The following is a 21,441-nucleotide window of genomic DNA, read 5'->3' on the forward strand; positions in this document are numbered from 1 at the left end:
ATCAACAGTCAAGTTTAATAGAGCCTTTTTAATAAGAAAACTCGCCGATTGGCGAACCTTTAGACGAAGACAGAGGCGTAGTTGCATCTTATACCTGATGGAAAGTTTATACTTTCCTATCGGCTAAAAAAGATTTAAAAAATATTCACAGTAATTACCATATTAAAGTGATAGCATTATGAATAGAAGAACTTATTAGGAATTACGGAGGTGAATTGTAAACGATAACGGTTGGTTGTTTTTTGAATGAAATGAAACAGATCGGAGAATAGCCATGAGCGAAAATAAAATAACCATTTTAGGAATTGGTAATACTCTTTTCTCGGATGAAGGTGTAGGAATTTATGTTTTACCATTATTAGAGGAAGCATTCAAGAACAATGAAAATATTGAAATAATTGAAGGGTTGACAGATGGGATCAAGTTGCTTGGTCCAGTGGAAGACGCAGAGAACTTAATAATCATTGATGCCATTAATGCAGGTAAACCTGGAGGGACGATAATAAAACTGGAAGGTGACGAGATTCCAGCATACTTCGGAATTAAAATGTCTATTCATCAGTTGGGTTTCCAAGAGGTCTTAATGGCCGCCAAAATGCGGGAAAGATATCCGAAGCGAATAGCCATGTTGGGAATGCAGCCAACTTCACTTCAACTTGGAATTGGCTTGACTGAAACCAATCAAGCCAATCTTGATGAACTAGCAAATGCTGTAATTAAGCAGGTCCAAAATTGGAGTCATTCAAGATGAAACGGGGAGATTTTTTAAAAGAGATGGCTGGAAGTTTGTTCCATACAGTTAAATCCGTTTACGAGCCATTTTTGAGTGATGACTTGGAAAAAATGGAGGAGGCTGCCGATAAAGCTTTGGGGATTAGCTGGATTCCTTTAATGAACGAAAGTGAGCTTTACGCTGAAGTGGAAATGAAATTTCTTAATGGTAAACCCATTATTGTTTCAAAGCATGGTGAGAATCTGCATGCAGTGGATGGGATTTGCCCTGAATGTTCAAATATTATTTTCCTGGCTTCGCAATATTCAACAGGGAAATGTTTGAATTGCGAAAAAGACTTTAATTTTAAGTCCATGACAGGTGAACTAAAACTTGATTCGTTACCGTTGAAATTAAAGGATCACCAGTATTACATAGGGATACAGACGTATAAGAGACAGGGTGGTAGTTATGCATGAGATGTCACTAATGGGGGATATCATCCAGCTTGTTCAAGAGGACGCTGAGGCAAAAGGAATGAAAAGGCTGGAAAAAATTGAGTTGCTTGTCGGAGAAATAGCAAACGCTATGCCGGACGCTCTTAGAATGGCCTTTGCTATAATTCATGAGCAAAATCCCCAGCTATTTTCCGAAACTGCTGAACTGGTTATACACCTTGAGGAGGCAAAGGCCGAATGCGTACTATGCGGGCATGTTTACCGTCCCGAGCAAAAGATTGCCCTTTGTCCTCAATGCAACATTCCTTCCGGCAGGATGCTGTCAGGGGAAACTTTTCAGGTACTATCATATGAGGGGGAGTAATCTATTATGAAGGTAACATTAAGAACAGATGTATTAACAAATAACAACAAAGCTGCAGAGTTCAATCGAGAGCTTTTTCAAAGCACTAATACCTTAGTGATTAACCTGATGAGCTCACCTGGTGCGGGTAAGACCACGCTGTTAGAAGAAACAGTAAGAGCTCTTTCAGGAAAATATCGGATAGCCGTTATTGAAGGGGATTTGGCTACAGAAAGAGATGCTGATCGGATTAGAGCAATGGGTGCTAAAGCAGTTCAAATCAATACTCATGGAGGATGTCATCTCGATGCGAGAATGGTAGCTGCTGCACTGGCTGAATTTGATCTGGAGGAAATTGATCTCTTATTTATCGAAAATGTTGGTAATCTGGTTTGTCCTTCAGGCTACGATCTTGGGCAAAACCATAAGGTAGCTGTCCTCAGTGTTCCTGAAGGTAATGACAAGATCCCAAAATATCCGCAAATGTTCATGCGGACTGAACTGGTACTTTTAAATAAAATAGATTTATTGCCATATCTTGATTTTAACGTTGAAGAAGCCAAAAAGGATTTGACTGAGATTAATCCTGAATCCATCTTATTGCCTATTTCAGCACGTACTCAGGAAGGACTTCATGAATGGATATCATGGATTGAAGGAGCATATGGCAAATGCTTAAAGCAATAAGGGTTGCTGTAAGAGGAAGGGTACAGGGGGTAGGCTTCAGGCCATTCGTGTTTCAGCTTGCTAAGCGATATCAGCTGTGCGGCACAGTACAAAATAATATGGACGGTGTCAAAATCTATCTTGAGGGAGACAACGTCGTTCTCGATGCATTCCTTGCAGATTTAAAAAGTAAAGCCCCAAGACTTTCAAAAATGACTGAAATTATAGTTGAAAAAGCTGAACTTCAAGATGTAAGGGATTTTACGATTATTGAAAGTGAGCGGAGCGGAACATCGATGCTAGTTATCCCTATTGATTCGGCTGTTTGTGAGGATTGTTTACAAGAAATGAATAATCCGACAGATTTCCGTTATCAATACCCATTTATTAACTGCACTCAATGTGGTCCACGTTACACGATTATTAAAGAACTGCCCTATGATCGGCCTTACACTTCTATGGAAAGCTTTCCAATGTGTGAAGACTGCCGGAAAGAATATGAGGATCCGACAAATAGAAGACACCATGCTCAACCAATTGCTTGTCCTAAGTGCGGTCCTAAAGTCCGCCTACTTGACGGGGAAGGTAAAGAGGTGGATTGTGAGGATCCAATTCAACACACGATCAATCTGCTAAAACAAGGAGGTATTGTGGCAATTAAGGGGATTGGTGGATATCACCTCAGTTGTGATGCGAGAAATGAGCAAGCTGTATCTATGCTCCGTATCAGAAAAAAACGACCTAATCGTCCTCTTGCCGTCATGGCGTCCTCACTAGACTCAGCTGCAGAGTTTACGAGGATGGATCCGACCGAAAGAAATCTATTAAAAAGTCCTGAATCACCTATCGTCATCTTAAAAAAACAAACCAATTACGACTTGGCTCATAGTGTGGCACCCGGTATGAGTACGATCGGAGTCATGATGCCTTATACACCGCTTCATTATTTATTATTTGCAGACCAAGATCTTTCCTGTCTAGTTATGACAAGTGCAAATCCATCGGGTCAGCCAATATTATATAAAGATGAAGAGGCTTTTCACTATTTAGACGGAATTGCAGATTATTATTTGGTACATAATCGTGAAATTCTCCATCCTGTAGATGATTCTGTAGTACAGATCAATGATGGTAAACTTGATTTTTTACGACGTTCGCGAGGGTATGTTCCTGACCCTTTTACCACTAAACAGGACGTATCTGGGATTGTAGCCTTTGGGGGACAACAAAAAACAACGTTTACAATCGGTAGAAATGAACAAATCTTTATTGGACCACATATTGGTGATTTAGAAAACCTCGAAACCATTAATCATTATCAGCAGGAGTTGGCCCATCTTCTTAAATGGATGGACCCACCAATGAATACAGCAGTAATTGATATGCATCCCGGCTATCAAGTTCAGAATCTAGTAAATGAATATGATTTTTCGGAAGTCTATCCAATTCAGCACCATCATGCCCATATGGCAGCCTGTTTGGAGGAGCATCGTATTTCTGGAAAGGCATTTGGTATTATTTTGGACGGGACAGGTTATGGGGTAGATGGAAACGTTTGGGGATTTGAAATTCTTCATGGAGACGCTGCTTCGTTTAATCGCCTGGCACATTTACACTATACTCCTCTTCCCAGTGGTGAAAAGTGTATCAAAGAACCATGGAGAAATGCAGCAGCAATGCTCATATCTCTAAACCGCAAGGAAGGGGAGAGATTAGCGAAACAAATTTTCCCTGAACATATTGCCAATATTGATGTATTAAAAAGGATGATTGATAAAAATATCAATACCGTTTATGCCGGAACCTGCGGTCGGTTATTTGATGCTGTAAGTGCCTTATGTGGCGTGACAACGGTCTCAAGCTATGACGGCGAAGCTGCCATTTTGCTTTCTGAGCTGGTTGATGAGAATAAAGTGTATCAACCGTATACTTATAAATTGCTAGACCAAGAGATTTTAACTATTGATTTTTCAGAAATGCTAATGGAAATTGCTTCTGACGTTTTGGAAGAAAAAAAGGTCTCCGAGATTAGTGGAAGCTTTCATGAAACGGTTGTCCAAGCTATTCTCGCTTCTTTGAGGAACATAACTAGGGATATTCCTTGTGAAGAAAAAAAGGTAGTACTTTCAGGTGGCAGCTTTCATAACAGGTACCTTAGAAAAAGAATTTCCGCGGAATTGCGAAAGAATGAATTCCACGTATTTGTCCCGGAACAAATTCCTTGCAATGATGGGGGACTGTCCTTTGGACAATTAGCTGCGGCTGCAGCCAAGAAGGAGGCAAAATTATGTGTGTAGGTGTACCAGCAAAGGTAATAAAAAAGGATGAATTTAGTGCAGAGGTTGATGTCCTTGGTTCACAAACAACAGTGGGGATCATCTTCGTGCCTGAGGTGGAGTTGGGGGATTATGTCATTGTCCATGCAGGCCAGGCAATGAGTATTGTCGATGAGGAATATGCTAAACAAAGTGTGGAGGAGTGGATGAAACTTGTCAATGCACGAAGTTCTGAAACAGTCTAGCAATCCAGAAATCTGTAAGCCATTGGCTGAAGCTGTAATTGAAAAAGCAAAGGAATTCCAAGGGAAATTTGGCCGTAAACCGGCTTTCATGGAAGTGTGCGGCTCCCATACTATGTCGCTTGCCCGAACAGGGGTAAAACCATACATAAAGGATTATGTAAACCTTATTTCCGGACCGGGTTGTCCCGTATGTGTAACAGACCAGCGATCGATAGATGCTATGATTGCCCTTTCCGAGGGAGAGAACCGAATCATCTGTACATTCGGCGACATGATGAGAGTGCCAGGTTCCAAAGGAACTCTGCTGGAATCAAAAATTGCCGGTAAGGATATTCGCGTATTATATTCACCGATTGATGCTGTTAAAGTAGCAGAGGAACATCCAGAAAAAGAAGTTATCTTTCTCGGAATTGGTTTTGAAACGACGATTCCCATTTTAACTCTCATGGTTGCTGAGGCTGAAAAACGAAAGATCGAGAACTTCTCGATCTGGATGACAACAAAATTAGTCGAGCCTGTATTAAGATATTTGCTTGATGCAGGTGAAGTTCATTTAGACGGTTTTTTACTGCCTGGACATGTTTCAATTGTTCTGGGGGAAGATTCCTATTACTATTTAACAGATGAATATCAGATTTCAGGAGTCATAACCGGTTTTGAGACAGCAGAACTTCTTTCAGGTATATACAAATTAATGGATCTAAAAATGTCGGGGAAAACGGAGATATTAAATAATCATCGAGCTGTTGTCAGAAAAACAGGGAACCAGGTGATTCAAAACCATATGGACCAATATCTTACAGAATGCGACGAGGCATGGAGGGGCATCGGAATCATCCCCAACAGTGGACTGGATTTAAAGCCAAAGTATGATAAGTATAATGCCAAAAAGCGCTTCTCAGTGAATGTAGGAGAGCCTAGAAAAACAAAATGCCGTTGCGGTGAAGTTATTCGAGGACTGATTGCACCAACGGAGTGTTCGCTCTTCGGAAAAGCCTGTCATCCAATGAACCCTATTGGCCCATGCATGGTATCAGCAGAAGGAAGTTGTGCAGCCTATTATCAATACATGAGGGAGAGCTTTTAATGGAGAAATATATTAGTCTGGCACATGGAGATGGTGGTGAAATGAGCCACCGACTAATTAGGGAAATTTTTGTGGAGTCTTTTGGCGATGGTAAAGCAGCCTTATTTGATGCGGCAGAAATTACTATTCAAAACAGCAAAATTGCCGTTACGACTGACTCATTCGTGATTAATCCAATATTTTTCCCAGGTGGTTCTATTGGTAAGTTAGCGGTGGCAGGAACAGTAAATGACCTTGCTGTTAGTGGAGCTAAACCTGCCTACTTAACATGTGGATTTGTAATTGAAGAAGGGTTCCCAATTGCAGAACTTAAAAAAATTGTAAGTGATATGGCAGATGAAGCCAGTAAAACCGGTGTGAAAATTGTAGCTGGCGATACAAAAGTAGTTGAACGGGGAAGTGCAGATGGAGTTTACATTAACACTACTGGAATCGGCATCTATGAAACGGGTAAGGGTTGCAGTTTGGAATTTGAAGAAGGGGACGCCATCCTAGTAACAGGCACAATTGGTGATCATGGGATTGCTGTCCTTGCTGCACGTGGAGAATTAGGTATTACGGTACCGATTAACAGTGATTGTGCGTCATTAAATAAAATGCTATGGGAAGTTCTTGAACAAACAGATGGAGTAAAAATCATGAGAGACCCAACAAGAGGTGGATTAGCTACAACTCTTGTGGAGATAGCAGAAGACTTCCACTTAACAATGAAATTGGATGAGCTTGCTTTACCTGTAAAATCAGAAGTGCACGGGGCCTGTGATCTTTTGGGTTATGATCCGCTTTATCTCGCTAATGAAGGAAAAGCAATTATTATTGTGGCAGCAAACGAAAAGGACAAAATACTTGATATATTAAAGGAATTTCCTGAAGGAAAAGATGCAAAAGTAATTGGGTCGATCATTGGAAAACAAAAAGGTCAGCTATTGCTGGAAACACCACTTGGTTCAAAAAGATTACTGACAAGATTATCAGGAACAATGTTTCCGCGGATTTGTTAATAAAATGCCTCCATTCAACATAGAATGGGGGCATTTTTTTTAATATCCATTTTGTTCTTAATAAAGAATAAATAAACTATATTTTCAGGGGTTTTTATAGTATAATCATATTAAATGGTTCTTTAATGAGAACAACACTCTACTATATGAAGGTCTATTATTCAATTTATATCATATATTATAAAAAAATAATAATTATTAGCAGGAGTTGTCGTAATCATGTACAAAAAACTCTGCCCAAAATGTGACAAAGTTTCTTATAGTAGCTATGCTGATGGAAATTGGATTTGTCCTACCTGCAATCAGGATCTAACATCTGTAAAAGCCACTGTACCAAAAGCAAAAAAGCAAGACGGTCCTCATCTATTTATTGTAAAGGAATCTGATCTCCAACATGAACCGAATACTCAACCAAAAATTAGTCCTTATATTTTTAAATCCTTTGATTAGTGAACAGGTCATGTAAAATTGACCTGTTTTTTCCTGGTCAATTTTAAGGAATTATGAAGAATTTATTTCTTTCAAGCTTTGAAACCTGTATAATACAAAGAAGGAACACGTTAGGGATGTGAACACATGAGCAAAATTAAAATTGTAACCGATTCAACTTTGGACTTGCCAATTGAAGTAGCAAAGGAACTGGGTGTTGAAGTGGTTCCATTGGCAATTACGATAAATGGAGAAACGTATTTAGATCGAGTGGAATTAGATCCTGTTAGGTTTATTGAAGAAATGGGTCATTCCAAAGAGCTTCCAAAAAGCTCTCAGCCTTCCACTGGCGCTTTTCTTGAGGTATACGACCGCCTTGGAAAAGAAGGCTACGAAGTCCTTTCTATTCATATGACCGGGAAAATGAGTGGAACCGTCAGATCTGCTGAAAGTGCCGCTCAAATGACTGAATCGAAAGTGACCGTTATTGATTCTAAATTTATTTCTAAAGCGTTGTCATTTCAGGTTCGTGAGGCTGCGGAAATGGCTGAACAAGGCAAGAATATGCAGGAAATTCTTGAACGCCTAGATACGATTCGTGACCATACCAAATTATATATAATGGTAGATACGTTGGAGAACCTTGTTAAAGGTGGTCGCATTGGCAAAGGTAAGGCATTTATCGGTTCTCTATTGAATATCAAACCAATTGCCTCTCTTGAAGGAGCGGAATATACACCTGTTACAAAAGTGCGCAGTTATTCCCAGGTTGTCAAATTTATGGTCAAGCAGTTTACAGAAGATGTTAAGGGAAAAACGATTCAACGTGTCGGCATTGCCCATGCGGAAGCATATGAAATTGCCGCAAAAATTAAAGAAGGCATTTATGAGGTAACCGGTTTTCAGGATGTCGAAATCGATTATACAGGTCCAACGGTAAGTACTCATACTGGACCAGGTGCTTTTGCCTTAATGTATTATACAGATTAAAAAATAGGATGGGCGAAGCTGCCCATCCTATTTGTCTTTTACTAATTCTTTTGTTTCCGTTATCGCATACCCCAACCGTTGTAAATGTTTACGGATTCCACTTCGTTCCCACGTGTTTAAAATTGGATTTTCCAATGCTTTTTTAGGATAAAAAATTCCGACCTTAACCAGTTCATCAAAGCTTAATCCTTGATGGACATGCTGTTCAATTAGTTGGTCTCGACGATTGATAATATCTAGGTAGATCTTCATGGAATCCTGGAATTCTTCCTTCGAAAAAATACCTTTTTGATGTCCGGTAATATAGGTATGTACATCAAGGGTTAGCAGCCGATTTCCTGAGGCAATGAATTCATCAATATTTCCATCTGTTCCGTTATACCATGGTCCAAATGAAGTCATATCATAATCTCCAACAAACGCAACCCCTAAGTCAGGAAAATACGGGCATGAAAAACCTTGCGTATGTCCTGGGGTATGTAAGAAGATAACCTTTACCCCGTCAAAGATATATTGGGATTCATATTCGTAGGTACCCGAAATTTCGCCTAGATTTTTAGTCCATTCTTTTGGAAGTGTGCTTTTCCATTTCTCGACACCCTCTGCGCCCCATTCCTGATAGACTCCATTTGCCTTTGCGACTTCTTCTACCGTACGGGAGGTATCAAATTCAATCGGATTGATTAATTTGGTGGCATCTTTAAAGAGATGGTTATGAAGGGTGTGATCGGGATGGTAATGAGTGTTTATGATTAATTCAATTCCCTTTTCATGATCAACATCCAATAATACTTTTGGATCAGCACCTGTGTCAATTAATACTTTTTCAGAGCAATCCAAATACAAACTTCTAGAATAAGGGACTTTGCTTCGGTTGGGACCCTCTAAAATCATCAATGGACCAATTCGTTCCATCCTGTTCACCTCGCCTTTAACATTCATTTTTAATAGAATGAGTGAATGTNNTTATATCACATCTTAAAAATAGTTCAAAAAATTTTTACAGCAGATCTTTTCTTTCTTCTTTTTTGAAACTTTGTTACACTATTGACGGATATTGAATAAAAGGTTGTGTGAAGCTAATGAAGATTCGGTTTGGATGGATCATTTTTATGTTGATCGCTTTATTATTATCTGGATGTGGAAAAGAAGAGATTCAGAATAAAGTAGATTGGCCGGTTACAAATTTTTCGGCAACTTCCCAAGAGAATAAACCAGTTGAATTGAAGAATTTTAAAGGTAAGATTTGGATTGCTGATTTTATTTTTACCAGTTGTGTTGACGTTTGTCCTCCTATGACATCCAATATGCTCAAATTGCAAAAGATGGTAAAAGAGGAAAAACTAAAAAATGTAGAATTTGTTTCCTTTAGTGTTGATCCAACGGTTGATACTCCGAACAAATTAACAACATATGCTCAGCAATTCAGGGTAGATTTTAAGAATTGGACATTTTTAACAGGGTATTCACAGGAATTTATAGAAGACTTTGCTAAAACAAACTTCAAGACTTTTGTGAAAAAACCTGATACAGGAAACCAGGTTATTCATCAAACGTATATCTATTTAGTCGGTCCGGATGGACATATAAAAAAATCCTATGACGGGTACAAAAATGTTCAGTATGATGAAATGATTCATGATATTAAAGCACTGCAATAGACCATTGAATTGGTCTATTTTTTCAATATGCATAAGATAAATTACACATTTATCTTGTATTGTTTAAGTCATGATATAATAAGAATGATATAGAAGGCAGGTGAATGAAATTGAAAAAGTTTGTCCCCCTTCTAGTTCTCTTAATCCTATTATTGGGTTCCTGCAGTGAAGACAAAATGGCCCTCCATCAGGTTAAGCAAACAGCTATAGAAGTTTATGAGCCCGTTCCTGCGGATTTTTATCCACGTAAATTAACTGTATTATCAGCAGGGGATTCCCTGACACAAGGTGTAGGTGACAGCACCGGGCAGGGCGGTTATCTGCCCTATTTAAAAACCATGCTTGAAAAAGAAAAAGGAATCAAAGAAGTGGATTTTTATAACTACGGTGTAAAAGGGAATCGTACTACTCAGCTGTTAAAGAGATTGAAATCTCCAGAAATGAAACCTGTATTACAAAAGGCAGACTTGGTCATCCTGACTATTGGCGGTAATGATTTAATGAAAGTGGTGAAGGATCATTTCTCAGATCTCCAGCTTTCGGATTTTACCGAGGGAAAAGAAATCTATCGTAGAAACTTAATCGAGATTATGGAAGAAATTTCTGAAGAAAATCCTAATGCCTCGATTGTGCTTGTGGGCTTATATAATCCTTTTTCCAAGTGGTTTTCCGATATTAAAGAGATGGATCAGATCGTCTCTGATTGGAATCAAACAGCTCAAGCAATCATGACCAATTATGGAAATGCCTATTTCGTCTCTATTGAGGATGTATTTTTGCACGCTAATGAAAATTTGTTATATACCGATAACTTTCATCCTAATGACAGAGGCTATGAGCTGATTGCTGAGAGGCTGAATGATACCTTGGAGGAGAAGGTTCTGCCTGATCTTGAAAAGAAGCCGTACGTGGTTAGTAATGAGGAGAATTAGACGGATATGAAAAATAAATGGAAAATGTCGTTCTTGATTTTAATGGTTATCAACCTTTTGACAGCAATTATTTTATTTTCCTTAATTGTGTCTCCAGCTTCCAGTCCTGATATTCCAGCTAAAAAAGGTTCAAATCGAGATTATGTATCTTTTCACGTCAAATCAAATAAATACGATTTAAACCGATTAATTAATCATTATTTGGAACAAGAAGTGGAAGATTCCCCCATTGATTATCGTGTAGTATTGAATGATGAAGTGGAATTGTACGGCATTCTCCCAGTTTTTAGCGATAAAATTAATATGAAACTGACATTTGAGCCAGAAGCTTTAAAAAACGGGGATTTAGTCTTAAAGCAAAAATCAATGTCAATTGGTAGTTTGCGCGTACCCATTTCCTACGTCCTTTCGTTTATAAAAGAAAATTATAAACTGCCTCGTGGTGTGGAAATAAGACCGTCTGACAAACTTATATATGTTCATATGCAAGAGTTGAAATTGAAAAGTGATATGAAAATAGAAGCAGAGCAATTTGATTTAAAGAAAAACAAGATCTCTTTTACAATTTTAGTACCCGTAAAATAGGCGCCTTCAAAGCAGGGCGCCTTTTTCAATCGATGATCCTTACGATTTGAAGCTCAGGTACCTCTTCTGATAATCCCACTAACAGAATGGTGTAGCTTTCATTGGCCTTAAAAAGCAGTTTAGGCATTGGGAGGATTACGTGTTTGGTTCCTGCGTTTCTGACTTCAAGATCAATGGTCATAGGGGTGAGGGCAAGATATTCAGTTGCTTGTTTATAGGACACATTTGGAAATACAACATCTCTGTCCTTAACGGCTATATCAATGGAGGGGGTATCAGGTGATAAATGAATAAACCGGACCTTAGCTTCATTCATTGGAACAGATGGATGATTTTCAAAAATGAGCAGTCGCATTTTGGTAACTTGGTCAATTGTAGCTAAAGTATAGGAACCCCCTGATTCGACAGTGATTTTTTTATTTAACACACTGTCAACCATATTTCCGGCAGGATATAAATCAATATGATATTTGCCGGGCTTTAATGTAAGATCAGTGCTGATCTTTTTAAACGGCAGATCTTTAATGAGTTGTTGACCATTGACATAAACGTCGATATTAGGGGAATTATACGATGTATGCAGAATTCTGACAGATGCATCACTCTGGGTTCGGGCGGCATTAAGCATAACTTCTATTGCTTTATTTATGTTGTGAAGGTGTTTAAGGTAGTAATGGATGTGATATTGCGGATTTGTGTATTTATAGTACTGAGCAAGAGTATCGTATAGTGCAGCTCTTTGCAGATATTCTGTAGAGGTTCGTTTATCAGGCATCCAACCATCTCCTCTAATCTTTTACATACTACTTTATTCAAACAGAAATGGGGGAGTGTCAAAGTTTTATTCCAAAAGATATAATTTTTTCATTTTTTGTTTACAAATGGATATTATAAACATATACTAAAAACAAATAAGTTGGAAAGTGGGTGATGTGCAATGTTTATTCAATGGAATAGAATTGTGAAGAAAAATTTTAGTATCTGCACAGCCCATAGTGTCTCTTTATAGAGATATTTGACGTTTATTCCTTCCTGCGAATAAAACCATGGGCTGTGTCTGCCCATGGTTTTTTATCTGTTATGGCATGAAAGCCAACTCAAATTATTTTCGCTGGAGGAATTAACATTGAACTTATTAACAATTGGATTAACGGAGAAGATCTATACCGATTTTGAACAATTAAAAACAGAAGATAATGCGATTCTAGGCAGGATCGCTCTCGAACATAAACAAATGTACCGCGTTTGGACAGAACATGGTGAACTATTATGCGAAGTATCTGGGAAATTCAACTATCAAGCCTTTAGCCGAGAGGATTACCCCGCTGTTGGCGACTGGGTAATCATTAAGCCAAGAATAGATGATGGCAAAGGAACCATAACTGGTATACTCCCTAGGAAAAGTAAATTTTCTAGAAAAACAGCTGGTTTGACAACAGAAGAACAAATCGTTGCCACTAACGTGGATACAGTCTTTTTGGTGAATTCTTTAAACGAAGACTTAAACCTTAGAAGAATGGAACGCTATCTATTATTAACCTGGGAAAGCGGTGCAAGCCCGGTCATTATTCTAAGTAAAGCTGATTTGTGTGGGAATGTGGCGGAGAAGGTGGCTGAAGTAGAAGCCATTGCTTACGGTGTTCCAGTCATACCAATTAGTGCAGAAACTCAGGAAGGTTTTCATCATTTGGATCCCTATTTACTACCGGGGAAGACTATTGCATTACTGGGTTCATCAGGAGTTGGTAAATCCACCTTAACGAATCGCCTATTAGGTGTTGATAAACAATTAGTAAAAGAAATTCGGCTTGATGATGATAAGGGTCGACATACCACCACACATCGGGAAATGATTTTGCTTCCAAATGGCAGTATTTTAATCGATACCCCAGGAATGAGAGAACTGCAGTTATGGGAAAGTGCAGATGGATTATCAGAAACATTTTCTGAAATTGAACAAGTTTCCAAAGAATGCAGATTTAGGGATTGCGAGCACAATGATGAACCTGGCTGTGCCGTCTTGAAAGCCATAGAAGAAGGCAAAATTGATGTCAACCGACTATCAAGTTACAATAAACTGCAGCGCGAGTTAGCTTTTATTGAGCGGAAAACAGATAAGCGGGCTCAGGCTGAAGAAAAGAAAAAGTGGAAGAATATCCATAAGCAAATGAAACAACGAAAAATTCGATAAAGAAGTTGCCGAACCATTCTCATTGGTTCGGCTTTTTGCAATCTGATGGAGACTTTCTGTATACTCATATTAAACACAAAAAGGGGTGGGTAACATGGATCAGTCCTATCAGGTGGCAACGTTTGCCGGGGGATGCTTTTGGTGTATGGTGAAGCCTTTTGACCAGCAACCAGGCATCATCAACGTCATTTCAGGGTATACAGGGGGTACCGTTGAAAATCCGACCTATCAGCAGGTTTGTTCCGATTCAACAGGTCATTACGAAGCCGTGCAAATAACATACGATCCGGAAGTTTTTCCATACGAAAAGCTGCTTGAATTATTCTGGCAACAAATTGACCCAACGGATCCCGGGGGTCAATTTTATGACCGTGGACAATCGTATGAAACCGCGATTTTTTATCATAATGAGCAGCAGAAACAGCTAGCAGAAGATTCTAAGGTGGCGTTGCAAGAGAGCGGCCGATTTAGTAAGCCAATCGTAACTCCTATTTTAGCGGCAAAAACCTTTTATCCCGCCGAAGAGTATCATCAGCAGTATTATAAAAAAAATCCAGTTCATTATGAGAGATATCATATCGGTTCCGGCCGTGCTGGGTTTATAAAAGAACATTGGGGGGATCAGAAAAAATGAAGGATCTAGAGAAATTAAAAAAGACTCTGTCGCCAATCCAATTTGAAGTGACGCAAAATAACGGGACAGAACCCCCGTTTCGTAATGAATTTTGGAATGAAACGAGAGAAGGCATATACGTGGATATTGTGTCAGGTAAGCCGCTGTTCAGTTCTCTGGATAAATTTGATGCAGGCTGTGGATGGCCAAGTTTCACCAAGCCAATCGAGGAAGAAGAAGTGCTGGAAAAATCCGACTACAGCCATTTTATGATTCGGACAGAAGTAAGAAGCAAAACGGCTGATTCACATTTGGGACATGTTTTCAATGATGGTCCTGCGCCAACTGGCCTCCGATATTGCATTAATTCTGCTGCGTTACGATTTATCCCAAAGGATCAGCTTGAAGAGGCAGGCTATGCAGAATTTATAAAACTATTTGAAGAAAAGTAAAAAGCCGCATTTAGCGGCTTTTTAGCTTTGCTGTTGAAGTCATTCCTCCGGATAATACAAATTTCATTGCATCTTCAGGTTTTACATCCATCAATTCGACCTGTTCTTTTGGGATTAAAAAGGTAAATCCCGCCACCTGAAAGGTTTGCGGAATGTAGACTGCCACATGATCCTTTAGAGGACTATAGAAATCCTCCAATTGTTCGGAAGTAATAAAGCCGATACTTCGCATTTCCGTACCAGGTATCACTACTAACGCCACTTTTGAAAAAGATTTCTTTTCGCCTAAAAATGATTGTATCGTGTCCTTTATGACGGAATAAATGGTTTTTACGATCGGAATTTTATCTAAAATTCGATCAATGATTTTTATTAATTTACCTGTCACAAATTTTGTAGACATCCATCCTAACAAAGTTATTAACACAATTGTAGTTAATAATCCAATCCCCGGTATGTAATCATCCTTAAAATAAATTTTAAGAGTATTTCCTAAAAGACTGTCTAGAAAAATAAACGTTTTGTAGATTACATAAACTACAAGGATAATTGGAACGATCGTCAAGATTCCATTTATAAAGTTTTTCAAGATTGCTTTCAATTTTCTCACCTACATTTCATCCTGTCCTTAAAATAATATAGGCGTTTGCACATACGGGTCAAGCATCTACTTCATAAAGTAACAGGGAAAGAAACATTCTTAGAGGAGTGAATGCGAATGTATGGTTATGGATATGGTATGGATGGATGCTGCGGCGGCTACCCTGTAGGCGGTTATGGTTACGGAGGCGGCGGTTTTGGCTTTGGTTTTGGCGGATTTGCATTGATCGTCGTATTGTTCATTCTATTAATCATTATTGGCGCTAGCTGGGCATATTAATAATATGGCGTTAGGACGGCTGATTCTTAGAGAATCAGCCATTTTTTGTATTTTCAAACATAAACCAAAACACGAACAATAAATAATATATTCTATAAATAGTTCGTATTTAATGTTGACGAGTGGGGTAATGTCTGATATATTTACCAATGGTTAAAGAAATTCAAGACATGGGGGTTTTTGACAATGGATACGAGATATGATGTGATTGTAGTGGGTGCTGGCCCTGCAGGCATTTTTACCTGCTATGAACTAACGCTAAAATTGCCTAACACAAAGGTATTATTAGTGGATAAAGGACATGATATTTATCGGAGAAATTGCCCCATTTTACAAAAGAAGATTGAAAAATGCCCACCGGCGTCCGGAAGAAAAGAATTTGCAGGCTGTTTGCCAGCTTGTTCGATTACCAATGGATTTGGTGGAGCTGGTGCTTATTCGGATGGAAAGTTTAATATTACAAGTGAATTCGGCGGCTGGATGACTGATTACCTTCCGGATTCTCAAGTAGTTGAATTAATACGCTATGTAGATGAAATTAATTTGCAGCACGGAGCAACCGAGAGCATTACCGATCCGTTAACAGATGCTGTTAAGGATATTGAACGCCGTGGCTATGCTGCCGGATTGAAGCTCCTGCGCGCCCAGGTCCGCCACCTCGGAACGGAGCAAAATCTGCAAATCTTGATGAGTATCTTTGAGTATTTAAAAGATAAAATTGATATGAGATTTAAATTAGAAGTAGAGGATTTAATAACAGAAAAAACAGCTGACGGATATGTCGTCAAAGGGATTAATATTAAGGGTGACCAACATGTTTATGCGGATAGGGTCGTCATTACACCCGGTCGTGATGGTTCAAAATGGTTGACAGATATTATGAAATCACGCCGCTTAAAAATGTCTAGTAATCAAGTGGATATTGGGGTCCGTGTGGAAACTTCGAATATCGTTATGCAGGAAATCAACGAACATTTATATGAAGGGAAGTTTGTGTTTAATACCTCAGTTGGTACAAGGGTTCGAACATTCTGCAGCAACCCTTCCGGCCACGTTGTGGTGGAGAACCACTCCGGGATCATGCTTGCAAACGGACACGCTTATAAAGATCCGAAGCTGGGAAGCCCGAATACAAACTTTGCCTTGCTGGTTTCACATAAGTTTTCAGAGCCGTTTGATAAGCCGAATGAATACGCTCATGAGATTTCCCGATTGGCCAATGTGTTATCAAACGGTGGATTGATTGTACAAAAATACGGTGACATTCTTAAGGGCCGCCGTTCTACTGAAAAGAGAATTCGTGAAGGGTTTATCGAGCCGACTTTAAAGGAAGCTGTACCAGGCGACTTGGGATTAGTTCTTCCTTATAACACTTTAAAGAGTTTGATTGAAATGACTGAGGCACTTAATCAAGTAACACCTGGACTTGCTTCTGAACATACCCTTTTTTATGGGGTAGAAGCAAAATTTTATTCCGCAAGACCAAAGCTAAATGAACGTTTTGAAACTGAAATTAATGGTCTCTATGTCGGTGGTGATGGGGCAGGGATCACACGAGGACTTGCACAGGCAAGTGCCTGCGGAGTCTGGATTGCCCGGGATATTATTGAGAAGCAAGCAGCAAAAGTAGGAAGAGAATCAGTTCAAGTTTAATGTACTTACCCTACCATACAGAGAAAGTAAAGTAACAGATCGATTACTATTATTATTAAAAAAACAGACATGAATGGTGTCTGTTTTTTTCTTTGCTTTAAACATTATTTCAATGAAAGAAACAAAATATCGAATCATACACTTTTAATAGGACTGACTTCATTACGTAAGGGAAGTGGTAAAGGTTGGAACAATCATATTTAATCAAACCAATGCTAGGCGAAGAATACCCGATGATTGATTATGGCAAAGGGGTCTATTTATACGATATAAATGGTAAAAAATATTTGGATGCTGCTTCCGGTGCTGTAACCGCAAATATTGGACATGGGGTAAAAGAAATTATTGACGCTATGAATGAACAGGCTAACAAGATTTCGTTTATTTACAGGTCCCAGTTTACAAGCAAAGCAGCAGAGGAATTAGCAGCGGAAATTGCTCAATGGACTCCCGGTGACTTAAACTGGAGTTTTTTTGTAAACAGTGGTTCCGAAGCAACAGAAACAGCGATGAAAATGGCGATTCAATATTGGCAGGAACAAGGGATTTTTACAAAAACAAAGGTATTATCCAGGTGGGTCAGTTATCATGGCATCACTTTAGGGGCACTCTCTATGTCAGGACATTCCGGTAGAAGGGCACGTTTTGTCCCGCTTTTAGAGGAGTTTCCAGTCGTCCATCCACCCTATTGTTATCGCTGTCCCTACAATCTTGAGGCACCTTCATGTCAATATTTATGTGCGAGAGAATTAGAGACAGCGATCAATCGAATTGGTGCGAATCAAATAGCTGCTTTTATCGCAGAACCGGTAATTGGGGCTGCAGGAGGTGCTATTGCTCCGCCAAAAGACTATTTAAAAACAATTAAACAGATTTGTGATAGCTATCATATTCTGTTCATTGCTGATGAAGTGATGACTGGTTTTGGGAGGACTGGGACGATGCTTGCCTGTGAGCAGTGGGGGGTCGTTCCGGATATCGTTGCATTAGGAAAAGGGATGGGCGCAGGATATGCCCCAATTGCCGCAGCGGTGGCAAGTGAAAAAGTAATGGCCCCTATATTAGCAGGGTCACAATCCGTTATGAGCGGTCATACATTAAGCGCCAACCCACAATCATGTGCCGTTTCTCTGGCAGTTCTCCAATATTTGAAAAAGAACCAGATTATAAAAGGAGTAGAATCGAAGGAAGTATACTTGAAAACTGAATTGGAAAAATTGAAGAACCAATTTTCCTTTATTGGAGATGTTCGGGGTAAAGGATTATTATTGGGAATTGAATTTGTGGAAAATCAGAAAACAAAAGCACCATTCCCAAGGAATATGGAGGTGACCAGTAAAATGATTTCCATTGCCAAAGCAAGGGGACTACTTCTTTATCCAGCAGGAGCCGGCATAGACGGGGTGCATGGGGATGCCGTTATTGTATCTCCTCCATTAACCATTACAACTAATGAAATGGTTGAATTGGTAAGTTTACTAAAACAAACCTTTACAGCCTTTTTAAATGAAATTTCGGAAAATGTAGGTGACAGTTAATGGAAAATTCATTTAAAAAAATCACAACAATAGAGGAAGTTATGAAATTTTTCCATAATGGGATGACTTTAATGTTTGGGGGTTTTGGAGGTGTTGGAACTCCACCAACCATCATTGATGCCATTATTGAAAAAGGAGTGAACAATCTGACACTGATTGGAAATGATACAGGATTTCCTGAAATTGGCATTGGTAAATTAGTTAGCCGTGGAAGAGCAAGAAAGGTAATTGCTTCTCATATTGGCTCGAATCCGTTTGCCGGAAAGTTTATGCATGAAGGGAGGCTGGATGTAGAGTTTTCGCCACAGGGTATATTAGCGGAGCGAATACGTGCAGGTGGAGTAGGTCTCCCTGCTATTCTATCAGATATTGGTTTAGATAATGAAATTGTTGCTACTAACAAACCTCGCTTTCAATTAAACGGGAAAGAATACTTGGTGGAGACAGCGCTGAAGGCTGAGGTTTCAATCGTTTTTGCAAAGACATCAGATGAGTATGGAAATTTGATTTTTGACAAAAGTGCTCGTAACACGAATCCACTAGTTGCGATGGCTGGGGATATAACCATAGCCGAAGTGGAGGAAATCGTCCCTCTTGGCAGTCTTGACCCTGAAGAAATTATAACTCCCGGGGTATTTGTAGATTATATCGTTCCCTCGAAAGGAGTAAATTGGAAATGGGCATGGGAGTAGATATTCGAAATATGTTAGCGAGACGCGCAGCAGAGGAAATCCAAAATGGAATGGTGGTCAACTTAGGTATTGGCATCCCTTCTCTTGTCCCTAATCACCTTAATAAAAATTTCCGTGTCATGTTTCATGCTGAGAATGGGATTACCGGAATGGGTCCCACACCGAGAAAAGGTGAAGAGGATGAAAACCTTTGTAATGCTGGAGGTTTTCCGGTCACTTTAAATCCTGGAGGTTCTTATTGTGATAGTGCCACTGCTTTTGCGATGATTCGAAAAGGGAGAGTAGACATCACGATATTAGGTTCCTTGCAGGTCAGTGAAAAAGGGGATTTGGCCAATTGGATTGTCCCCGGTAAAAGGGTGCCTGGCATGGGCGGTGCCATGGAATTGGCCCAAAAGGCAAAGAAAGTAATTGTTTTAATGAATCATTGTGATAAAAATGGAATGCCAAAAATCGTTAAGAAATGTACTCTTCCTCTTACTTCCTCCTCATGTGTTGATCTCATTATAACCGAGTTGGCGGTTTTTAGAGTTATTGACAAAGGTTTACAATTAACAGAATTATTCTCGCCATATAACCTGAACGAGGTAATCAAAAAGACTGAGTGTGAGTTTACCATTAGTGAAAATATTAGAAAAGTCTCTTATTAATCGATTCTGAGTATTTAAAGGGAGTGGTGGTATTTGAACAATCAAAAAGAACGAATTAAAACTTGGATGAAGGAGAATCGAGCTAGAGGAGCTAGATTATTGCAAATTTTGGTGCGTGAGAATAGCACAAGAGGCAATGAAAGCGGTGCCCAAGCCGTTTTAATTGAAAAATGCCGTCAGCTTGGATTAACAATGGATATTTGGGAAATTGGCGGGGAAGAGTTAAAAAAACATGAGGCATATTGCTNNCACCAGTTTCGATGGGAATCCAAATTTGGTTGCCATCTTAAAAGGTACAGGTGGCGGAAAATCTTTGATTTTAAACGGTCATATTGATGTAGTTCCTGTTGGTGACGAAAAAAGCTGGAAAGAGGATCCTTTTAGTGGCCATATAGAGTGTGGTAAATTATATGGCCGTGGTGCAACCGACATGAAGGGGGGCACCGTTGCCTTACTTATGGCAATGGAGTCAATTATTGCAACCAAAACTAAGCTTAAGGGTGATGTTATTTTTCAGAGTGTAATAGAGGAAGAAAGCGGTGGAGCAGGTACTTTGGCTGCAGTATTAAGAGGATACAAAGCAGACGGTGCCATCATTCCGGAACCAACAAACATGAAGGTCTTTCCGAAGCAGCAAGGCTCAATGTGGTTCCGAATTTCCGTAAAAGGAAAAGCGGCCCATGGTGGTACAAGATATGAAGGGGTTAACGCGATTGAAAAATCACTAGCTGTTATCCAAAGGCTGCAAAAATTAGAAAAAGACCGGAATGAACGTATAACAGACCCTTTTTACGAAAATATCCCAATTCCCATTCCTATTAATATCGGAAAAATGAACAGCGGCGAGTGGCCATCCTCTGTCCCAGATACCGCGATTATTGAAGGGAGAATGGGGGTTGCACCTGAGGAAACAATCCCAGCAGCCCAATTAGAAATGGAACATTGTCTGGCAGAGCTTAATCAGCACGATCCTTGGTTTCAAGACCATCCATTATCCATTGAGTGGTTTGGCGGCAGATGGCAGCCAGGCAGTTTGAATGAGGAGCATCCTTTGGTTACCGAACTCTCCGCTAGTTATAAAGAGATTAAAGGGCAGCATCCAGTTATAGAAGCTAGTCCTTGGGGAACGGATGGAGGAATTCTATCAAACTTTGGCCATACCCCTGCGGTTATTTTTGGGCCGGGTATTACAGAGGTTGCCCACGACGCCAATGAACATATCCATCTAGAAGATATGTTTTTAGCAAGTGAAATTATTGCCTTAACTATATTAAATTGGTGTGGGGTACAGGAAGAAATTTAGGCTTCTGTAAAATCTTACAAAAAGTAAATCTAGAAAAATAGTGAAAATTCAAGTAATATTTTATTAAGAATAGNNGAATAGTTA

The 21,441-nt window shown here is 39.4% G+C and carries 24 protein-coding genes and 1 pseudogene; 22 read left to right on the forward strand and 3 right to left on the reverse strand.

The genetic code is table 11. The features are described from left to right. Window positions 1–274: 274 nt before the first annotated feature. The 10 genes from V7083_RS17055 (at window position 275) to V7083_RS17100 (ending at window position 8,207) form a co-directional block, all read left to right on the forward strand. Window positions 275–751, forward strand: coding sequence for a HyaD/HybD family hydrogenase maturation endopeptidase (locus V7083_RS17055; protein ID WP_335480040.1), 477 nt, complete (start codon window positions 275–277; stop codon window positions 749–751). Further along, entirely contained in the window at window positions 748–1,191 is a 444-nt protein-coding gene (locus V7083_RS17060; RefSeq protein WP_335480042.1) for a hypothetical protein, read from the forward strand. The genes V7083_RS17055 and V7083_RS17060 overlap by 4 nt, the downstream gene beginning before the upstream one ends. Beyond that, a complete protein-coding gene (locus V7083_RS17065) occupies window positions 1,184–1,534 on the forward strand; it encodes a hydrogenase maturation nickel metallochaperone HypA/HybF (protein WP_335480044.1) in 351 nt (116 codons plus the stop codon). The genes V7083_RS17060 and V7083_RS17065 overlap by 8 nt, the downstream gene beginning before the upstream one ends. A 6-nt stretch (window positions 1,535–1,540) precedes the next feature. After that, a complete protein-coding gene (hypB, locus tag V7083_RS17070) occupies window positions 1,541–2,200 on the forward strand; it encodes a hydrogenase nickel incorporation protein HypB (protein ID WP_335480045.1) in 660 nt (219 codons plus the stop codon). Further along, complete coding sequence (gene hypF / locus V7083_RS17075; protein ID WP_335480048.1) at window positions 2,185–4,476, forward strand: carbamoyltransferase HypF; 2,292 nt, start codon at window positions 2,185–2,187, stop codon at window positions 4,474–4,476. The genes hypB and hypF overlap by 16 nt, the downstream gene beginning before the upstream one ends. Next, window positions 4,467–4,700, forward strand: coding sequence for a HypC/HybG/HupF family hydrogenase formation chaperone (locus V7083_RS17080; RefSeq protein ID WP_335480050.1), 234 nt, complete (start codon window positions 4,467–4,469; stop codon window positions 4,698–4,700). The genes hypF and V7083_RS17080 overlap by 10 nt, the downstream gene beginning before the upstream one ends. Further along, window positions 4,675–5,787, forward strand: a complete 1,113-nt coding sequence (gene hypD / locus V7083_RS17085; RefSeq protein WP_335480108.1) for a hydrogenase formation protein HypD — start codon at window positions 4,675–4,677, stop codon at window positions 5,785–5,787. The genes V7083_RS17080 and hypD overlap by 26 nt, the downstream gene beginning before the upstream one ends. Then, window positions 5,787–6,788 (forward strand): hydrogenase expression/formation protein HypE, encoded by a 1,002-nt coding sequence (gene hypE / locus V7083_RS17090; protein WP_335480053.1) that lies wholly within the window; start codon window positions 5,787–5,789, stop codon window positions 6,786–6,788. The genes hypD and hypE overlap by 1 nt, the downstream gene beginning before the upstream one ends. 219 nt (window positions 6,789–7,007) lie before the next feature. Further along, complete coding sequence (locus V7083_RS17095) at window positions 7,008–7,238, forward strand: hypothetical protein (protein ID WP_335480055.1); 231 nt, start codon at window positions 7,008–7,010, stop codon at window positions 7,236–7,238. Between the two features lie 126 nt (window positions 7,239–7,364). Further along, window positions 7,365–8,207, forward strand: coding sequence for a DegV family protein (locus V7083_RS17100; protein WP_335480057.1), 843 nt, complete (start codon window positions 7,365–7,367; stop codon window positions 8,205–8,207). A gap of 27 nt (window positions 8,208–8,234) precedes the next feature. On the opposite strand, the gene V7083_RS17105 is transcribed toward V7083_RS17100, so the two are convergent. Then, window positions 8,235–9,122: an MBL fold metallo-hydrolase gene (locus V7083_RS17105; RefSeq protein ID WP_335480059.1), complete on the reverse strand. Its 888-nt coding sequence runs from the start codon at window positions 9,120–9,122 to the stop codon at window positions 8,235–8,237. A gap of 167 nt (window positions 9,123–9,289) precedes the next feature. On the opposite strand from V7083_RS17105, the gene V7083_RS17110 reads away from it, so the two are divergent. From V7083_RS17110 to V7083_RS17120, 3 genes are all read left to right on the forward strand, one after another. Beyond that, complete coding sequence (locus tag V7083_RS17110) at window positions 9,290–9,868, forward strand: SCO family protein (protein ID WP_335480062.1); 579 nt, start codon at window positions 9,290–9,292, stop codon at window positions 9,866–9,868. Window positions 9,869–9,972: 104 nt separating this feature from the next. Continuing rightward, entirely contained in the window at window positions 9,973–10,800 is an 828-nt protein-coding gene (locus V7083_RS17115; protein ID WP_335480064.1) for an SGNH/GDSL hydrolase family protein, read from the forward strand. Between the two features lie 6 nt (window positions 10,801–10,806). After that, complete coding sequence (locus tag V7083_RS17120) at window positions 10,807–11,385, forward strand: YpmS family protein (RefSeq protein ID WP_335480066.1); 579 nt, start codon at window positions 10,807–10,809, stop codon at window positions 11,383–11,385. A gap of 25 nt (window positions 11,386–11,410) precedes the next feature. Here V7083_RS17120 and V7083_RS17125 read toward each other — a convergent pair whose 3' ends face one another. Beyond that, entirely contained in the window at window positions 11,411–12,160 is a 750-nt protein-coding gene (locus V7083_RS17125) for a DUF4397 domain-containing protein (protein ID WP_335480068.1), read from the reverse strand. A gap of 351 nt (window positions 12,161–12,511) precedes the next feature. Here V7083_RS17125 and rsgA point away from each other — a divergent pair, with 351 nt between their 5' ends. The 3 genes from rsgA to msrB all read left to right on the forward strand — a co-directional run bounded on the left by rsgA (window position 12,512) and on the right by msrB (window position 14,641). Further along, window positions 12,512–13,576, forward strand: a complete 1,065-nt coding sequence (rsgA, locus tag V7083_RS17130) for a ribosome small subunit-dependent GTPase A (RefSeq protein ID WP_438823737.1) — start codon at window positions 12,512–12,514, stop codon at window positions 13,574–13,576. Between the two features lie 94 nt (window positions 13,577–13,670). After that, a complete protein-coding gene (gene msrA / locus V7083_RS17135) occupies window positions 13,671–14,210 on the forward strand; it encodes a peptide-methionine (S)-S-oxide reductase MsrA (protein WP_335480070.1) in 540 nt (179 codons plus the stop codon). Then, window positions 14,207–14,641, forward strand: coding sequence for a peptide-methionine (R)-S-oxide reductase MsrB (msrB, locus tag V7083_RS17140; protein ID WP_335480073.1), 435 nt, complete (start codon window positions 14,207–14,209; stop codon window positions 14,639–14,641). The genes msrA and msrB overlap by 4 nt, the downstream gene beginning before the upstream one ends. A gap of 10 nt (window positions 14,642–14,651) precedes the next feature. Here the strand turns inward: msrB and V7083_RS17145 are convergent, their stop codons facing one another. After that, window positions 14,652–15,242: a DUF502 domain-containing protein gene (locus V7083_RS17145; RefSeq protein ID WP_335480112.1), complete on the reverse strand. Its 591-nt coding sequence runs from the start codon at window positions 15,240–15,242 to the stop codon at window positions 14,652–14,654. 117 nt (window positions 15,243–15,359) lie between these two features. Between V7083_RS17145 and V7083_RS23850 the strand changes: the two genes are divergently transcribed. The 6 genes and pseudogenes from V7083_RS23850 (at window position 15,360) to V7083_RS17175 (ending at window position 21,357) form a co-directional block, all read left to right on the forward strand. Further along, window positions 15,360–15,521 carry a YjcZ family sporulation protein gene (locus V7083_RS23850; RefSeq protein ID WP_438823738.1) on the forward strand — a complete coding sequence of 54 codons (162 nt, stop codon included), beginning with the start codon at window positions 15,360–15,362 and terminating at the stop codon, window positions 15,519–15,521. Between the two features lie 186 nt (window positions 15,522–15,707). Continuing rightward, window positions 15,708–17,174, forward strand: a complete 1,467-nt coding sequence (locus V7083_RS17155) for an NAD(P)/FAD-dependent oxidoreductase (protein ID WP_335480075.1) — start codon at window positions 15,708–15,710, stop codon at window positions 17,172–17,174. A gap of 185 nt (window positions 17,175–17,359) precedes the next feature. After that, window positions 17,360–18,712, forward strand: a complete 1,353-nt coding sequence (locus tag V7083_RS17160) for an aspartate aminotransferase family protein (RefSeq protein ID WP_335480078.1) — start codon at window positions 17,360–17,362, stop codon at window positions 18,710–18,712. After that, window positions 18,712–19,404, forward strand: a complete 693-nt coding sequence (locus tag V7083_RS17165) for a CoA transferase subunit A (RefSeq protein ID WP_335480080.1) — start codon at window positions 18,712–18,714, stop codon at window positions 19,402–19,404. The genes V7083_RS17160 and V7083_RS17165 overlap by 1 nt, the downstream gene beginning before the upstream one ends. After that, the gene (locus tag V7083_RS17170; RefSeq protein ID WP_335480083.1) at window positions 19,389–20,054 is read left to right on the forward strand and encodes a 3-oxoacid CoA-transferase subunit B; all 666 of its coding nucleotides are present in this window, start codon (window positions 19,389–19,391) and stop codon (window positions 20,052–20,054) included. The genes V7083_RS17165 and V7083_RS17170 overlap by 16 nt, the downstream gene beginning before the upstream one ends. A 66-nt stretch (window positions 20,055–20,120) precedes the next feature. Then, window positions 20,121–21,357 (forward strand): annotated as a pseudogene (locus V7083_RS17175) (peptidase). Window positions 21,358–21,441 lie beyond the last annotated feature (84 nt).

The sequence above is a fragment of the Bacillus sp. JJ1764 genome (assembly GCF_036962145.1).
In the GTDB taxonomy this organism is placed as follows: Bacteria; Bacillota; Bacilli; order Bacillales; family Cytobacillaceae; genus Neobacillus.

Excerpts from the sequence above, each read along its gene's own strand:
- V7083_RS17055 (WP_335480040.1), top strand. The coding sequence starts at position 275 with ATGAGCGAAAATAAAATAACCATTTTAGGAATTGGTAATACTCTTTTC.
- V7083_RS17060 (WP_335480042.1), top strand. The coding sequence starts at position 748 with ATGAAACGGGGAGATTTTTTAAAAGAGATGGCTGGAAGTTTGTTCCAT.
- V7083_RS17065 (WP_335480044.1), top strand. The coding sequence starts at position 1,184 with ATGCATGAGATGTCACTAATGGGGGATATCATCCAGCTTGTTCAAGAG.
- hypB (WP_335480045.1), top strand. The coding sequence starts at position 1,541 with ATGAAGGTAACATTAAGAACAGATGTATTAACAAATAACAACAAAGCT.
- hypF (WP_335480048.1), top strand. The coding sequence starts at position 2,185 with ATGCTTAAAGCAATAAGGGTTGCTGTAAGAGGAAGGGTACAGGGGGTA.
- V7083_RS17080 (WP_335480050.1), top strand. The coding sequence starts at position 4,467 with ATGTGTGTAGGTGTACCAGCAAAGGTAATAAAAAAGGATGAATTTAGT.
- hypD (WP_335480108.1), top strand. The coding sequence starts at position 4,675 with ATGCACGAAGTTCTGAAACAGTCTAGCAATCCAGAAATCTGTAAGCCA.
- hypE (WP_335480053.1), top strand. The coding sequence starts at position 5,787 with ATGGAGAAATATATTAGTCTGGCACATGGAGATGGTGGTGAAATGAGC.
- V7083_RS17095 (WP_335480055.1), top strand. The coding sequence starts at position 7,008 with ATGTACAAAAAACTCTGCCCAAAATGTGACAAAGTTTCTTATAGTAGC.
- V7083_RS17100 (WP_335480057.1), top strand. The coding sequence starts at position 7,365 with ATGAGCAAAATTAAAATTGTAACCGATTCAACTTTGGACTTGCCAATT.
- V7083_RS17105 (WP_335480059.1), bottom strand. The coding sequence starts at position 9,122 with ATGGAACGAATTGGTCCATTGATGATTTTAGAGGGTCCCAACCGAAGC.
- V7083_RS17110 (WP_335480062.1), top strand. The coding sequence starts at position 9,290 with ATGAAGATTCGGTTTGGATGGATCATTTTTATGTTGATCGCTTTATTA.
- V7083_RS17115 (WP_335480064.1), top strand. The coding sequence starts at position 9,973 with ATGAAATTGAAAAAGTTTGTCCCCCTTCTAGTTCTCTTAATCCTATTA.
- V7083_RS17120 (WP_335480066.1), top strand. The coding sequence starts at position 10,807 with ATGAAAAATAAATGGAAAATGTCGTTCTTGATTTTAATGGTTATCAAC.
- V7083_RS17125 (WP_335480068.1), bottom strand. The coding sequence starts at position 12,160 with ATGCCTGATAAACGAACCTCTACAGAATATCTGCAAAGAGCTGCACTA.
- msrA (WP_335480070.1), top strand. The coding sequence starts at position 13,671 with ATGGATCAGTCCTATCAGGTGGCAACGTTTGCCGGGGGATGCTTTTGG.
- msrB (WP_335480073.1), top strand. The coding sequence starts at position 14,207 with ATGAAGGATCTAGAGAAATTAAAAAAGACTCTGTCGCCAATCCAATTT.
- V7083_RS23850 (WP_438823738.1), top strand. The coding sequence starts at position 15,360 with ATGTATGGTTATGGATATGGTATGGATGGATGCTGCGGCGGCTACCCT.
- V7083_RS17155 (WP_335480075.1), top strand. The coding sequence starts at position 15,708 with ATGGATACGAGATATGATGTGATTGTAGTGGGTGCTGGCCCTGCAGGC.
- V7083_RS17165 (WP_335480080.1), top strand. The coding sequence starts at position 18,712 with ATGGAAAATTCATTTAAAAAAATCACAACAATAGAGGAAGTTATGAAA.
- V7083_RS17170 (WP_335480083.1), top strand. The coding sequence starts at position 19,389 with ATGGGCATGGGAGTAGATATTCGAAATATGTTAGCGAGACGCGCAGCA.